The sequence below is a fragment of the Amycolatopsis sp. GA6-003 genome, from assembly GCF_046267895.1.
Classification (GTDB): domain Bacteria; phylum Actinomycetota; class Actinomycetes; order Mycobacteriales; family Pseudonocardiaceae; genus Amycolatopsis.
In genome coordinates this window covers 409,708-424,683 of the sequence record NZ_CP176499.1, presented here as the reverse complement: position 1 = coordinate 424,683, position 14,976 = coordinate 409,708, and the positions used below count along the sequence as shown (strand labels likewise).

Genomic DNA, 14,976 nt, shown 5'->3' with positions numbered 1-14,976 from the left:
TTCACGGGATGAGCTGGGGATTGCGCGGATACGGCCGGTGCGCGACCTGGCGGGCCACCGGACGGCCGGAAACGACGCGTTGCACTCTGAGCCGGACGATCCGGCCGGTATAACCGTCGTCGCCGGAGCGGCCCGCTTCGCCCCATTCGATCGCGGCAGCGCCGGAGACTTGCAGGATCCGGCCGGCGGCGAAGTCGAAGAAGAGCAGCGCGGCTTCCGGGTTCGCGGCGATGTTGCCGAGGCTGTTGAACAGGTTGTTGCCGGGATAATCGGGCCACCACACCGCATTTCCCTCGACCCGGACGAAGCCGGGCGCGCCGCCGCGGTGGGACGCGTCCGCACCGTGGTCGGGGTTGATGGTGCCGAGGAAGAACGTGTCCGCTGCCCGGATCAGCTCGGTGTCGCCCGGGCTCAGTTCCGGGCGCTCTTGGGCCGCTGTCGTCGGCTCGACTTCCTCCGAAAGCACGCGCTGCTGGATGTACTGCGGGCAGTTGCCGTACGCCTGCTCGACCGCCACGATCAGGTGGTTTTCGGCCGCGGCGACGAGGCTGCCGTTGATCCGGACCCGGCGGCGCGTGGCGAACTCGATGCTCGTCATGCCGAGCAGCTGCCCCGCCGGGAGGCCGTGCAGCGGATCGCCCTCCGGCCACGCGCCGCGGACGGCGAGCGTGGTCTCCGACGTGGTTTCCAGAAACCCGGGCGGGCCGACGATGGGCGAGGTCCACAGCCGCCCGCCGGCGTCGCGTCCGGTCACGACCAGGACCGTCCGCTCGGCCAGGAAGCCCGCCATTCCCGCGGAAATCCCGGCCGGTTCGGCCATCCGCGACAGGCGCGCGGCCTGCTGTTCGACTCCGGCCTCGCGCTGGACCGCCAGCTCGCCGGCGTGGAAAGCCTGGTGGATCGCCGGGCTCATGACACCCTCCCTTTCTCACGGGTTGATCCGTGAGTTCCCGTGAGAAGTTCTAGCAGCTGCTTCTCACGGATGCAACCCGTTCCATCCGTGATACGGTCTCGGCCATGGGCATGCTGGCGGACGAGGTCGTGCCGGTCCGCCTGATGGCGACCGTCTGGGCCGACACGAGCGGGCTCCACGACGACCTCCGCACGCGCGAAGACCTCGACGCGTGGCTCGACGACGTCGGCATCGAACGCGGAGCCCGGCAGTCGTCCGCGGCCGAACTCGCCCTGGCGCGCCGGCTCCGCGACGCCGTCCGCCGGCTCGCCGCCCAGGTCACCGCCGACGACCGGCAGCCCGCGACCGTGAATCTGGACACCGCTCTCGGCGACCTGAACGACCTCGTGACCCACCTGCCGGTCCCCCAGCTGGCCCTCGTCGGCGGGAAACTGCGGGAGAGCTCCTCGCGCGGCACTTCGCCGATCGTCACCGGATTGGCCCGCGTGGCACGAGAATCCATCGCACTCCTCGGCGGACCGGACGCGGCCAAACTGCGCGCCTGCCACGCGCCGGGGTGCGTGCTCTACTTCATGAAGACGCATCCGCGGCGCGAATGGTGCTCCGTCGCCTGCGGCAACCGGGCACGCGCCGCGCGGCATTACGAGAAGATCCGTTCGACGCGCTGACGGCTCAGCCCAGCAGCACCACCGCCGTTTCGGCCGCCCGCGCGAAGACGTTCTCCGCGACCCGCATTCCCGCCATCACGACCGCCCCCTCGTGCAGCAGCATGATCTGCTCGGCGACCCGGTGCGGGTCGGAAACGCCCGCCGATTCGGCCAATTCGGCGAAAACGCCGAGCATCCACCGTTTGCTCTCGATCACCACCGCGTACGCCGGATGCGCGGGATCGCTGATCTCCGCGTGCGCGTTGATCATGCCGCAGCCCTTGCCGCCGTACTTCTTCGCCCAGGATTCGGACGCGTCGAACGCCGCCGCCAGCCGGTCCCGCGGCGCCGGCCCGGCCTTCTCCAGCGACTCGCCGAGGAACTCGCGCCAGCGCGCGTCCCGGGCGGACAGGTATTCCACGACCAGCCGCTCCTTCGAGCCGAACCGGTCGTAGAGCGTTTTCTTCGTGACGCCCGCCTTCGCCGCGATGACGTCGACGCCGACCGCGTGGATCCCCCGCTCGTAGAACAACTCCGACGCGGCCGCCAGCACCGCTTGCGCCTTCGGGGTCCAGTCGATCGCCATGGCCCCAGTGTATACCGATCTGTATAGTCCGGTGCCATGGGTAAACAGATCGGTATAGTCGGAGCGGCGATCCTGTTCGTGGGGTGCTGGTCGTCCGGATTCATCGGCGCGAAGCTCGGCGCGGCGGACGCGGCCGTGCCGACCGTGCTGATGTGGCGGTTCGTGCCGCTCGCCGTGCTGCTGGCGCCGTTTCTGCGCTTCGGCTCGCTGCGCGAAACGGGCAGGCAGGTCCTGATCGGCCTGCTGTCCCAGTCCGGCTATCTGCTGACCGTCTACTGGGCCATCGGCGAAGGCGTCAGCACCGGCACGACGGCGCTCATCGACGGCGTGCAGCCGCTGGTCGCCGCCGCGGCCGCCGGGCCGCTGCTCGGTGTCGCGGCGACCGGGCGGCAATGGGCCGGGCTCGCGCTGGGCCTCGTCGGCGTCGTCCTGGTCAGCTGGTCGGACGCCGCTTCGCACGCGCCGGCCTGGGCGTACCTGATCCCGTTCGCCGGAATGCTCGGGCTGGTCGCCTCCACCGTGCTCGAACGCCGGTCCCGCGTTCCCGCTCCGCCGATGCGCGCGCTGGCGATCCACTGCGCCAGCTCAGCGGTCGTGTTCACCGCGCTCGCGCTGGCGACCGGGCACGCGGCGCCGCCCGCGTCCGGGCACTTCTGGTTCGCGATGACGTGGCTGATCCTGCTGGCGACCTTCGGCGGCTACGGGTTGTACTGGCTGCTCGTCCGCCGGATCGGCATGACGGCGGTCAACAGCCTGATGTTCCTGATCGCGCCGGTCACGTCGGTGTGGGGCACGGTGCTCTTCGGCGAGCCGTTCACCTTGCTGACCGGCGTGGGGCTCGGCTTGGCGCTGGTCGCCGCCGTCGTCGCGAACGGCCGGTTCAGCCGGCGTAGCGCTGGCGGACCACCTCCGGAGTCTCCAGGTTCTTCCCCGCGTCCATGTTCTGCGCGAGCCGGAGGTACTGGCCTTCCGCCCACATCAGCGGCCCCGCGCTCCCGGTAGGCCGGCCCAGCCCGAAGCACGCGACGTCGGCGCGATCCCAGACCTGCTCGGGAATGAAGTAGCCGTCGTTCGCCGAGTCCGCCATCGACTTCAGGTACTTCGCGGCCGACCGTCCGTTGGCCAGCTCGTACTCGCCGCGCTCGCCGGACAGGACCGGCCAGAGCCGCCCGAACCGCTGCGGTCCGTTCGCCGGCCAGCCGGTGCAGGTGGTGGTGCTCTCACCGTAGTTGTCGTGCGGGTAGCGGTGGAAGTAGACGTCGCCGTTCGGGGTCGTGACCTGCATCGGCGCGTTGCCGTCGCGGGCCGCGGCCGTCGGGGCCAGCGATTCGGCGACCTCCGGGTCGGCCGGGCCGCGGAGCCCGAGCCGGACGAGGTCGAGGAAGCCGAAGTCGGTTACGTCGTGCTCGTAGAAACAGCCTTCGTCGAAACAGATCTGCCCGGTGTCGTTCGGGTCGGTTCCCTTGTCGATCCGCTCGTAGTAGGTGTGGCCGCCCCAGTACCCGGCGGTCGTCCGGGTCCAGCTGTCGAGCTGCGCCCGCCACGAGTCCGCGGTGGACTCCCACTGCCGCGCCGCCGCCGGGTCGCCGTTGGCCCGCGCGATCGCCCCGGCCGCGACGAGCCCGGCCACCTCCGCCGCGATCGACGACGGCGAGCGCCCGTACTGCTCCTCCCACCGCTCGGTGGTCGCGGGCCCGCTCGTCCGGATGTGCTCCGCCGTCACCTTCACCCGGGCATACGTCACCGCGTCGGTCAGCCCGGTCGTCCAGGCGAGGATGATCGCGTCGGAATCCTGGTCGAGCTGCTCGCAGCAGCCCAGCTGCTGCGGCGTCGCCCCGCGGACCCCGCTCACCGGGCTGTAGCGGGGAAACGCGCCGGCCGGGTAGGTCGTCCCGTCGCCTTGCGTGGGCGCGGAAATCCACTGCGAGGACCACAGGAACTGCGCCATCCGCTTCGCCTGCGCCGCGTCGCCCGCCGCCAGGAGCCCGGTCGCCTGCTGGTACAGGTCCCGGCCCCACACGCGGTGGTACCCGTCGTTGAGCACGTCGCCGTTCACGACGTCGCCCCACGGCGTGGCCAGCCCCGCGACACTCGCGCCGCGATGCGTCTTGTCCTCCGCCGCGTGCAACGCCATCAGCGCGACGTAGTACGCCCGCCGCTGCCGCTCGTCGCCCGCCACGCTGTTCGGCGCCGCCTTCAGGCTGCCGACATACTCCTCCCAACCGCGCCGATACGCCTGCTCGAGATTGTCGAACCCGCTCGCCAGCGACCCGTCGGCGGCCGTCGCCGCGCCCTGGGCGTCGCCCCCGTACCCGAGCGCGACCGAGAACGTCGTGTCCTGCCCGACCGGGATCTGTCCACACTGGACTACATTGCCGTGATCAGTGGAATCGAACTGATTCGTAAGACGTTGATGTGCCCGCAAGTCTACCAGGCAATCGCTCGCCGCGCCGGAATATCCGTTGTCGTGCGCCACGAATCCGGTCGAAGCACGCAACGCCGACGCGACAGTTGTCCTGGCCCCGAACAAGTCTTCCGTCCCGCTGGCCGTCAGCCCGGTCCCGTCCCACGCGGCCGTGTCGTTCGCCGCGCCGCCCGCCATCGAGGGATTCGCCAGCAGGTAGACCTGGTACTGCCCGCCGTCGAGCGACTGAAACCGCGTACGGGCAAGAAGAGTCGGCCGTCCCGCGTCGGTCACGTACGTCGTGGTGATGCGATAACGCCCGTTCTTGGCGGTGTTCGTGACCGTGTACTCGAGCGCCTTCTCGTCCGGCATCGCAACGACGTGCTCGGTCGCGTCGCGCTCAAGGTCCACAAAGGACTTCCCGTCGGTGACGACGTACTGGAGGTCCTGCATGTTGGCGACGTCCGCGCGCGGATAGAACACCTCCGACGTGACACCGCCCGCGACGGTGAACCACAACGGGCTCGCGGTCCCGGCGGCCGTGCCGAGGGCGGATTTGTCCCCGGTTGTCCACGATGACGGCCCGCCGCAGCAATCCCCCGCTCTGCCTTCGGCCACCGGACCGGGCTTCGCCCCCACTTGCGCGGGCGAAATCCCCTGCCCCGCCACCGAAATCCCCACGACCGCGACCACCGCCGCCGCCCGTCCCCACTTCCCACCGGCCATGCCGCCCATGCTGCCCGCCGTCCTTCCCGCGAACAACAGCCGAACGGTGGGAACCGCCCCGTTCCGCCGGTCCACCCGATGGAGTGACCGCGAAGCCCCGGAAACTGTCGTACCCGGATGGTCTCCTTGTTCCCGAGGCGGCACCCGGTCCCGGGTCCGCACCGAACAGAGGAGCGTCACCATGACCGGAGAAGCCGTCCGCACTGCCGTCGGGAACCTGCCCGCAGCCCCGGAGCCCGCCTTTTTCCCGAAAACCCGCGACACCAGGACTCGACATACCAGCGATCGATTCGCATCGATTCACCGAGCAAAGGGAGCTTGATCATGGCCGGAGAAACTGTCGTCACGGTGGTCGGGAATCTGACCTCAGACCCGGAATTGCGTTTCACCCCGTCCGGAGCGGCGGTCGCGAACTTCACGGTCGCGTCCACGCCGCGCACGCTCGACCGGCAATCCGGCGAATGGAAGGACGGCGAGGCGCTGTTCCTTCGGTGCAGCGTCTGGCGGCAAGCCGCGGAAAATGTCGCGGAGAGCCTGACGCGGGGAGCGCGGGTCCTGGTCACCGGGCGCTTGGTGCAACGGTCTTTCGAGACCAAGGAGGGCGAGAAGCGCACTGTGGTGGAGCTGCAGGTGGACGAGATCGGCCCGTCGCTGCGGTATGCCACCGCGAGGGTCACCAAGGTGAGCCGGAACAGCGCCGAAACGGGCGGGCTGAGCGGGGACGGCTGGGCCGCACCAGTGTCCGCCGGGGTCGGGGCGGGCGAGGAGCCGCCATTCTGATCATCTCGACCACGCAGGCTCTCTGGACAACGTGATTGGAGGACGGTTCACCGACGTCATCGCCCGCACGCTCGGGGCGAGCACAGCCGCCGACTGCCGTAACCGGCAACGGTGCCGAGACCAGCCCTCTCCAGGAGAACGGGGCAGGCCCGCTGACGCGCCAGGGGCCATGCCCATGGCTCTCTCCACCGGGGAGCGGCCGGAGTGCCCGAGAACCGAGCATTCCGGCCGCGACCGGCTCCGGACCGTGGTCGGCCCGGCCGCCGGGGGGATGCACGTGCCGGAGAACGCCACCCGGGGTGGGTGCTCATGCTGGAGAACGCCACCAGGGCGGGTGCTCGTGCCAGAAAACGCCACCGGAGCGGGTGTTCGACCTGGAGGACACCGCCGAGGCGGGTACTCGTCCCGGAGAACATGGCGGCGCACGTGAGCCAGATGGCCGCGACCGTCGCCCGGCCGGGCGCCTGGAGCTGCTTTCCCGCGAAGACCTCGAGCGCGGCGGCGATGGCGCACCGACTCCGGTACCGGTCTGGCCTGTTCGCCGGGTCGCACGCCCGGAACTGAGAGCCGGTTTCCACAAAGACCTCAAGCACGACAGGCGACGGCCCCCAAGCCCCGGCACCCGTCCAGCCTGTTCGCCGGGTCATGCGCCGGAACTGAGAGCCGGTTTCCGCGAAGGCCTCGAATGCGGCGGGCGGCGGCTCCCGGGCCCCGGCACCGGTCCGGCCTGTTCGCCGGGTCGCACGCCCGGAACTGAGAGCCGGTTTCCGCGAAGGCCTGGAGTGCGACAGGCGGCGGCTCCCGGACCCCGGCACCAGTCCGGCCTGTTCGCCTGGAGAGGTAGTGCGAGGTCATGCCCGGCGGTGGCCGCAACCTCGCACGCCTCCGTGCGCGCTCGACCCCGGCGTCGCACGTCCGATCCCGAGGGTGCCCTGCCACCCCGCGGCCCCGTCCTGCTGAGCCGGGTGCCCGGTGCAGCAGCAAAAGCAGTCGAGTGGTCTGGTCCTTTCCCGCAAAGGTCCATACCACTGACCCCAGAAGCCGACTATCGGCCCTGACCGGAAAGGAATCCCGCTGGTAGCTTCCGAATCATGCCCGCATCTCGCCGGACCAAGGCCGGAATCACCTCCCTCGCCGCGATTTCCGTACTGCTGCTGGCTCCGCTCTCCGCACCAGCGGCCCAAGCCGCACCGACCGGCCACCCCGCGGCCGGTATTCAGGACGAGTGCAGCACCCCGTCGATCAACCGGCTGCAGAAGTGGCTGGCCAGCGGCGAGGGCACGACCGTCCCGGCCACCGGAAGCCTGCTCGTCCCGGAGGGCGACGGTTACGCGGCGAAGATCGTCTTCCAGAACAACGAATGGCACGTGGCCGTCGTCTGGCTCGGCAACCAGTTCGACGCCCAGGCCGACCTCAGCCATTCGTCCGGTTTCTGGATGACCTACGCCGCCGACGACGACCTCTACGTCCAGCTGCGCCCCGCCTCGCACTGGAGCGGCGGCGACAAGTGGCTCACCCGCATCCCCGCGACCGGCGGACAGCTGGTCCGCAAGTTCTTCCCCTTCGACCCCGGCGCCTGGACCTGGCTCCCCGAACTCGGCCAGCCGCAGTACTCGTTCGCGTCCGCGCTGAGCGAGGCCCGCGGCCTGGTGTTCGTCGGCAAGACCCCGAACAGCCTCGACTTCCGCGAACTCCTCATCGACGGCTACCAGCCGCCATGCCTGTGACCCCTCCCGACACCTCAGCCCAGACTCTGCCTCTGCAGGCCGAGCACCGCTAGCTTCGCCCTGGACTGCCGGTTCCAGCACTGCTCCCGCCCCAGCCTCCCGCGCCCGGCGATGCTTCCACCCCGGGCCACCCGCGGCCGCGCAGCTCCCGGCCCGACCTCCCACGCCCGGTGCAGCTCCCACCCCGGACCTAGTCCGCCACGCCTGCAGGACCGGGACTCGACCCGCTAATTCTGCACAGCGGGCCGAATCGTGATGTCGCCGATCTCCACGTCGTCGGGCTGCTCCACCGCGAACGCGATCGCCCGCGCCACCGCGGCCGGATCGAGCGCGAATTCCTCGACCTTGCGCCGGATCTGCTCCCGCTCCCCCGGATCGTCGATCGAATCCGTCAGCTCCGTCCGGACGAACCCCGGCGACACCGACGTCGTCCGGACAACTCCGTCCGTGGACTCCTGCCGAAGGGCCTCCAGAATGGTCCGCACCGCGTTCTTCGTCCCGGCGTAAACCGCCTGCCCGGGCACGATCTTCAGCCCCGCCGTCGACACCGTGGTCACGAAATGCCCGCACCCCTGCCGCCGGAAAACCGGCAACGCGGCGGCGATCCCGTGCAGCACACCGCGGACGTTCACGTCGATCATCGCCGACCATCCGTCGACGTCCGCGTCCGCCACCGGCCCCAGTTTCGCGATCCCGGCGTTTCCGACCAGCACGTCGAGCTGACCGAACTCGTCCACCGCCCGCCGCACGAGCCGATCCAAGTCCGCGCGCTGGGTCACGTCGGTGACGCAGGCGGCCGCGCGACCGCCGCCGTCGCGGATTTCCTTCACCAGCACGGCAAGCCGATCCGCGCGGCGTGCGCCCAAGACCACCGCCGCGCCCCGCTCGGCGAGCAGCCGCGCGGTCGCCTCGCCGATCCCGCTGCTGGCCCCGGTGACGGCGACGACTTTCCCAGCGATACCAGACATTCCTACCCCTGAACCTCATGCGGACACGTGTCCGGATAGCTTACCGGACACGTGTCCGAATCTGCCGACGGCGGGATCGCGTCAACATCGGCTGGAGCGCAGTCAAGGAAGCGTGAGCGTCGGCGGGATTCGCCGCCGCACCAGGTCATGCTCCACCTCGAGACGACCTACCGAGAAAGGCCCACCAAGGTGAGCGACCTAGCTGCCGCACTGCTGCTGATCGGCGTATTCATCGCACTGGCCCTGACGTTGCGGACCATCCAGCAACGCCTGACCCGCGATCAGCAGCAGTGCTCGCCGCGCCAGGCCTCGAGCCCTTCGCGGACCGCCACCGCCGCGATCGCCAATGCCGCGACCGGATCCGCCCAGTACCAGCCGAACACCGCGTTCACCAGCAGCCCGGCCAGCAGCACGCCAGAGAGGTAAGTGCAGAGGAGCGTCTGCTTCGAGTCGGCGACCGCGCTCGCGGAGCCGAGTTCCCGCCCAGCCCGGCGTTGCGCGCCCGAGAGCACCGGCATCACGACCAAGGACACCGCGGCAAGCACGATGCCGACGGTCGAATGCGAAGCCTCTTCGCCGAACAGCGACCGCGCCGAATCGACCGCGACATACCCCGCCAGCAGGAAGAACGACACCGCGATCACCCGCAACGCCGCCCGCTCCCGACGCTCCGGATCCGCACTGGCGAACTGCCACGCCACCGCGACCGCGGACAACACCTCGGCCACCGAGTCCAGCCCGAACGCGATGAGCGCCGACGAGGACGCAACCGCCCCCGCCGACACCGCGACGATCGCCTCGACCACGTTGTACGCGATCGTTCCGGCGACCAGCCACCGCACCCGTCGCCGCAACACCTCCCGCCGAGCTGGGTCCACCGCTGGACGATGCTGACCCGCCGCCGCACCGCAACCGCCCGAGCCAGTCAGCGACAAGGTTTCGCCGCCCGGCGGATCCGCGCGACAGTCCGGACAGGGCTCACTCATCGCAACACCTCACGCCATCCATCACCGAAGAGCCAGCCCACGACGAGGCCTCGCCGCCCAGCCGATGCACACGACAATCCAGGCAATATTCCGCCACGCACCACCGCCGGAGGCCCCTCCCGCAACAAGGACTCGGCGCTCGGCCGATACACCCGACAACCCGGGCAACAACCAGTCGCCCCGCCCGCGAGACCGCCGCGCGACCCGGCGGATCCCCGCGACAATCCGGACCAGGCCCCGGCATCGCACCACCGCAAGACCACCCGCCGCACCGCCGAAGAGCCAGCCCATGACAAAGTCCTCGCTGATCGACCGATGCGCACGGCAATCCAGACGACACTCCGTCATTGCGCCACCGCGAGACCACCCGCCATCCATCCGAGACCCCGCCCAGGACAAAACCTCGCTACCCGGCGGACCCACGCGGCAATCCGGACCAGACACCGTCACCGCGCCCCCTCCGGCTCCTCGTCGCACGCATCCGTCGGCGCGACCGCCAGCACCACCTGCGTCAGCTCCGCCAAAGCCCGCGCCAGATGCGGATCTGCGATCGAATACCGGACCTGCCGACCCTCGTACGTCGCGATCACCAGGCCGCAGCCGCGCAGGCAGGCGAGGTGGTTCGAGACATTCGACCTGCTCAGCCCCAGCTCCGCGGCCAAGCGCGCCGGGTACGCGGTCCCGTCGAGCAGGGCCACGAGGATCCGGCAGCGCGTCGGGTCCGCGAGGGCGCGGCCGAGGCGGGCTAGTGCCAGTTCGCGGGTCTCAGAGGTCAGCACAGCCACAACAGTACAGCGTCCAATGAATCAAATACACTGCCGGAGTGGACAACCTCCTCGGCGACTTCCTCCGCGCGCGGCGGGAGCGGGTCTCCCCGGCCGACGTCGGGCTGCCGGACAGCGGGCGCCGCCGCGTGCGGGGGCTGCGCCGGGAGGAACTCGCGCTCCTGGCCGGGATCAGCAGCGACTACTACATCCGGCTGGAGCAGGGCCGCGACCAGAATCCGTCCGTCCAGGTGCTCGACGCGCTGGCTCGGGCGCTCCGCCTGGACGAGCCCTCCCGCCGGCACTTGCATCAGCTCGCGGCCCCGACCCGATCCAGCCGAGCCGAGCCGCGCGTGCCCGCGAGCATCGTCGAATTGATCTCCGCTTGGGCGACGAATCCGGCGTACGTCCAGGACCGGCTCACCAACGTCCTCGCCGCCAATCCCGTCGCCGCAGCGGTTTCGCCGAACTACGCCGTCGGCCGGAACCTGCTCCGCGCGGTCTTTCTCGACCCGGCCGAGCGCGAACTCCGCCGGGACTGGGAGCAGATGGCGGCCGACGGGGCAGCCGGCCTGCGCGCCGCGCTCGGGCCGGGCATCGCCGACCCGGCGGCGGCTGGACTCATCGCCGACCTCGCCGCCGGCAGTGCCGAGTTCCGGGAACTCTGGGCCCGGCACGACGTCAAACCGCGCACTGGCCACCTCGTCCGCTTCCGTCACCCGGCGGTCGGAGACCTCGATCTGCACAGCGACAAGCTCGACATCCCCGGCCCGGCGCCCCTGCAGCTGGTGGTCTTCCACGCGACCCCGGGCACCCGCGACGCCGACGCGCTCGCCTCGCTGGCGAACCTGGTTTCCGCGCGATAGCACCGGAAAACCGGGCCGGAGCACGCATCGCCCCGGCCCGGTCCCGGGTCAGCCGGCCGCTTCGAACTCGCGCACCGAGTCCAGTGCGGCGCCCATCGCGGCGTTGCCCTCGCGTTCGATCATGATCTCGACCAGCACCGGCCGCCGGGTGCGTTCGGCTTCCTTCCGCGCCCATTCGAGCGACGAGCGGATCTCGCCCGGGTCCTCGACGCGCGTGCCCGAGCAGCCGTAGGCCTCCATGATCTTCACGTTGTCCGTGCCGCGGTCGTCGTAGTGGATGTCGACCTGGTAGTTCATCTCGTACGGCAGCTCGGACTGGCGGATCAGGCCCAGGTACTCGTTGTTGAGCATGACCAGCACGAACCCGACGTCGTACTGCGCGGCGACGGCCAGCTCCTCGACCAGGAACTGGAACGAGTAGTCGCCGACCACGCCGACGACCTCGGCGTCCGGCCGGGCCTTCTTGACGCCGATCGCGGCCGGGATCTCCCAGCCGAGCGGGCCGGCCTGGCCGCAGACCTGGTAGTGCCGCGGCAGGTGCGCGCGCTGGAACTGCCCGGACCAGATCTGGTACAGCCCGATCGCCGTCACGAAATAGGTCTCCGGGCCGTAGAACTCGTTGAGTTCCTTGAACACCCGCGGCGCCTTGATCGGCGTGCAGTCGAAGTCCTCCTTGCGCGGCAGCTCCGCCTTCAGGTCGCCGAGCCGCTTGACCCACGCGCGGTCCCGCGCCGGAGGGGTGCGCGCGTCGAGCGCCGCCAGCAGCGCGTTCAGGAACTCCCGGGTGTCCGACACGACGCCGAGGTCCGGGCCGAACACCTTGCCCAGCTGCGTGGGCTCGATGTCGACGTGGATGAACTTCCGGTCGCCGCGGTACACCGACAGCTCGCCGGTGTGCCGGTCGCCGAAGCGCGCGCCCAGCGCCAGGACCAGGTCGGACTCCAGGAACGCGGCGTTGGCCCACCGCTGCGAGGTCTGGATCCCTGCCATGCCCGCGAACAGCTCGTGGTCTTCCGGGAAGCTGCCCTTGCCCATCAGCGTCACGCCGACCGGGACGCCGAGCCGTTCCGCCAGCCGCCGCAACGGGTCGCTCGCCTCGCCGAGCACGACGCCGCCGCCGGCCAGGATCAGCGGGCGTTCCGCGGCGAGCAGCAGGTCCAGCGCCCGTTCGACCCGCGCCGGCGACGGTTTGACCGTGCTGACCGGCAAGGCCGAATCGATCGACGAATCCCATTCGATCGTCTGCTTCTGCACGTCGATCGGGAGGTCGATGAGCACCGGGCCGGGACGTCCGGACCGCGCGATCCGGAACGCCTCGCGGAAGATCCACGGCAGCTGCGCGGCTTCCTTCACCTGGACCGCCCACTTCGTGACCGGCCGCGCGATCTCGACGATGTCGACCGCCTGGAACGCTTCCTGGTGCAGTTTCGTCGTCGCGGCCTGGCCGGTGATGCACAGGATCGGGACGGAATCCGCGTGCGCGGTGTAGAGGCCGGTGATCATGTTCGTGCCTGCCGGACCGGACGTGCCGATCGCGACGCCGACGTTGCCGGTGGTGCGCGCCCAGCCGTCGGCCATGTGCGTCGCGCCTTCTTCGTGGCGGACCACGAGATGGTCGATGCCGCGGCCTTGCATGGCGTCGTACAGCGGCAGGATCGCGGCTCCAGGGCAGCCGAAGGCGACGTCGATCCCTTCGTCGACCAGCACGTCGACAACGGCTTGCATAGCGGGGACCCGGGCCATGGTCACACCTCCTCGGACGAGCGGCCGGACAGTTCTTCGACGACCTTCAGCAGCGCGGAATGGTCCAGCGAGCCGTAGCCCATCGCCCGCCCGGCCGCGACCAGCTGCGCGACCAGGCCGGTCAGCGGAAGCGCCACGCCGGACTGCCGGGCCGCGGCGAGCGCGATGCCCATGTCCTTGTGGTGCAGGTCGATCCGGAACCCCGGCGCGAACTGCCGCGCGACCATCGACTTCCGTTTCAGTTCCAGGATCCGGCTGCCGGCGAGCCCGCCCGCCAGCACGTCGAGCCCGGTCCCGGCGTCCACTCCGGACGCTTCGAGCAGCACGATCGCCTCGGCGACCAGCCCGTAGATCCCGCCGACCACCAGCTGGTTGGCCGCCTTCACGACCTGGCCCGCGCCGTGCGGCCCGACGTGCACCACGGTCTTGCCGAGCGTGTCGAAAACCGGCTTGGCCGCGGCGAAATCGGCCGCCTCGCCGCCGACCATAATGGACAGAGCGGCCTGCTCGGCCCCGGCCTGGCCGCCGGACACCGGCGCGTCCAGCACGCGGATCCCCTTGGCCGCACCGGCTTTCGCGACCTCGATCGAGGTTTCCGGCCGGATGGTGCTCATGTCGGCCAGCAGCGTGCCGGGCTCGAGCGTGTCGAGCACGCCGCCCGGGGCGAGCACGACCTGCTCGACCTGCGGGTGGTCCGGCAGCATGGTGATCACGACCTCGGCCCCGGACACCGCGTCGGCGACGTCCCCGGCCGCGCGGCCGCCCGCCGCTTCCAGCTTGGCCAGCGCGTCGGCGTTGAGGTCGAACCCGCTCACCTCGTGCCCGGCGGCGGCCAGGTGCGCGGCCATCGGCGTGCCCATCACGCCCAGTCCGATGAACCCGATCCTGCTCATCACTTTCCCCTTCGCTCGTACGGCAGCCAGGCCAGCGAGTCCACAGTGGAGCCGTCCGGTTTGTACTCGACGCCCACCGGTCCGGCGTAGCCCGCCGCCTGCAGCTTTTCCAGGTATGCCTCGAGATCCAGCTCCCCCGTGCCCGGCTGGTGCCGGCCCGGCGCGTCGGCGATCTGCACGTGCCCGGTGCGCGGGGTGCAGCGGGCGATCACGGCGTCGAGGTCGTCGCCGTTGACCGCCAGGTGGTAGAGGTCCGCGAGCAGCCGGACGTTGTCCAGGCCCAGCTCGTCGAGCACCGCGACCGCGTCGGCCGCGGTCTTCAGCGGGTACGCCGGGGCGCCGGACAGCGGTTCGAGCACCAGCTGCGCGCCGATGCCCTCGGCCGCCTTCGCCGCGACGGCGAGGTGCGTGCGGGCCAGATCGTCCTGTTCGGACGGTGCGACACCGTCGATCCGGTTGCCGTACAGCGCGTTGAAGCTGCGGCAGCCGAGCCGTTCGGCGAGGCCGAGCGCGACCGTCAGGCTCGTCGCGAACTCCGCCTCGCGGCCGACCCACGACACGAGCCCGCGCTCGCCCGCGGACATGTCGCCCGCGTAGAAGTTCAGCCCGGTGAGCTGGACGCCCGCCTGCTCGATCGACCGCGCGAACCGGTCGACCTCGGCCCCCGAGGGGTCCGCGCTGTCGAACGGCCACCAGTACTCCACCTTGGCGAAGCCCGCTTCCCGAGCGGCCCGCGCGCGCTCGAGCAGCGGGAGTTCGGTGAACAGGATCGACAGGTTGGCGGTGTAGGGCAGCGAGTGCCGCTCCCCGGCGGGACCGGTCATGAGTACCTCGGCTCCTCACATCTCGATCAGCTAATTTCGCTTTGCGGAAGTTTTCTTCCGTAGTTCGAGAATAGCCGGACGCGGAGGCTTCGGTCAACGGGCAACGCGCAGGTTTCGCCGCCGCGGCGTCGTACGGCTCCGCCGCGGTG

The 14,976-nt window shown here is 70.6% G+C and carries 13 protein-coding genes and 1 pseudogene; 5 read left to right on the top strand and 9 right to left on the bottom strand.

All coding sequences use genetic code 11. The features are described from left to right. Position 1: 1 nt before the first annotated feature. Positions 2 to 913, bottom strand: coding sequence for a pyridoxamine 5'-phosphate oxidase family protein (locus F9C12_RS01975; RefSeq protein WP_409464509.1), 912 nt, complete (start codon positions 911 to 913; stop codon positions 2 to 4). A gap of 104 nt (positions 914 to 1,017) precedes the next feature. Here F9C12_RS01975 and F9C12_RS01970 point away from each other — a divergent pair, with 104 nt between their 5' ends. Beyond that, entirely contained in the window at positions 1,018 to 1,581 is a 564-nt protein-coding gene (locus tag F9C12_RS01970; protein ID WP_409464508.1) for a CGNR zinc finger domain-containing protein, read from the top strand. A gap of 4 nt (positions 1,582 to 1,585) precedes the next feature. Here the strand turns inward: F9C12_RS01970 and F9C12_RS01965 are convergent, their stop codons facing one another. Continuing rightward, positions 1,586 to 2,146 carry a TetR/AcrR family transcriptional regulator gene (locus F9C12_RS01965; protein ID WP_409464507.1) on the bottom strand — a complete coding sequence of 187 codons (561 nt, stop codon included), beginning with the start codon at positions 2,144 to 2,146 and terminating at the stop codon, positions 1,586 to 1,588. A 36-nt stretch (positions 2,147 to 2,182) separates the two neighbouring features. Here F9C12_RS01965 and F9C12_RS01960 point away from each other — a divergent pair. Beyond that, a pseudogene (locus tag F9C12_RS01960) lies at positions 2,183 to 2,956 on the top strand (DMT family transporter); the annotation flags it as partial. A gap of 70 nt (positions 2,957 to 3,026) precedes the next feature. On the opposite strand, the gene F9C12_RS01955 reads toward F9C12_RS01960, so the two are convergent. After that, complete coding sequence (locus F9C12_RS01955; RefSeq protein WP_409466952.1) at positions 3,027 to 5,285, bottom strand: glycoside hydrolase family 15 protein; 2,259 nt, start codon at positions 5,283 to 5,285, stop codon at positions 3,027 to 3,029. A gap of 315 nt (positions 5,286 to 5,600) precedes the next feature. Between F9C12_RS01955 and F9C12_RS01950 the strand changes: the two genes are divergently transcribed. Then, positions 5,601 to 6,056, top strand: coding sequence for a single-stranded DNA-binding protein (locus F9C12_RS01950; protein WP_409180255.1), 456 nt, complete (start codon positions 5,601 to 5,603; stop codon positions 6,054 to 6,056). Positions 6,057 to 7,147: 1,091 nt separating this feature from the next. Further along, a complete protein-coding gene (locus F9C12_RS01945) occupies positions 7,148 to 7,783 on the top strand; it encodes a hypothetical protein (protein WP_409464506.1) in 636 nt (211 codons plus the stop codon). Positions 7,784 to 8,010: 227 nt separating this feature from the next. On the opposite strand, the gene F9C12_RS01940 is transcribed toward F9C12_RS01945, so the two are convergent. The 3 genes from F9C12_RS01940 to F9C12_RS01930 form a co-directional block, all read right to left on the bottom strand. Next, on the bottom strand, positions 8,011 to 8,751 hold the full coding sequence (locus F9C12_RS01940; protein ID WP_409464505.1) for an SDR family oxidoreductase: 741 nt from the start codon (positions 8,749 to 8,751) through the stop codon (positions 8,011 to 8,013). Between the two features lie 281 nt (positions 8,752 to 9,032). Then, positions 9,033 to 9,629 (bottom strand): cation transporter, encoded by a 597-nt coding sequence (locus F9C12_RS01935; protein ID WP_409464504.1) that lies wholly within the window; start codon positions 9,627 to 9,629, stop codon positions 9,033 to 9,035. 554 nt (positions 9,630 to 10,183) lie between these two features. Then, positions 10,184 to 10,516: an ArsR/SmtB family transcription factor gene (locus F9C12_RS01930; protein ID WP_409180250.1), complete on the bottom strand. Its 333-nt coding sequence runs from the start codon at positions 10,514 to 10,516 to the stop codon at positions 10,184 to 10,186. 44 nt (positions 10,517 to 10,560) lie between these two features. Here F9C12_RS01930 and F9C12_RS01925 point away from each other — a divergent pair, with 44 nt between their 5' ends. Then, positions 10,561 to 11,367, top strand: coding sequence for a helix-turn-helix transcriptional regulator (locus tag F9C12_RS01925; RefSeq protein ID WP_409464503.1), 807 nt, complete (start codon positions 10,561 to 10,563; stop codon positions 11,365 to 11,367). A gap of 48 nt (positions 11,368 to 11,415) precedes the next feature. Here F9C12_RS01925 and gcl read toward each other — a convergent pair whose 3' ends face one another. From gcl to F9C12_RS01910, 3 genes are read right to left on the bottom strand one after another with little or no spacing between them, the layout of a single operon-like run. Beyond that, the gene (gene gcl, locus F9C12_RS01920) at positions 11,416 to 13,110 is read right to left on the bottom strand and encodes a glyoxylate carboligase (RefSeq protein WP_409180248.1); all 1,695 of its coding nucleotides are present in this window, start codon (positions 13,108 to 13,110) and stop codon (positions 11,416 to 11,418) included. 2 nt (positions 13,111 to 13,112) lie between these two features. After that, entirely contained in the window at positions 13,113 to 14,003 is an 891-nt protein-coding gene (locus F9C12_RS01915; RefSeq protein ID WP_409464502.1) for a 2-hydroxy-3-oxopropionate reductase, read from the bottom strand. Continuing rightward, complete coding sequence (locus F9C12_RS01910; protein WP_409464501.1) at positions 14,003 to 14,827, bottom strand: hydroxypyruvate isomerase family protein; 825 nt, start codon at positions 14,825 to 14,827, stop codon at positions 14,003 to 14,005. Before F9C12_RS01910 ends, F9C12_RS01915 begins: the two co-directional genes overlap by 1 nt. Positions 14,828 to 14,976 lie beyond the last annotated feature (149 nt).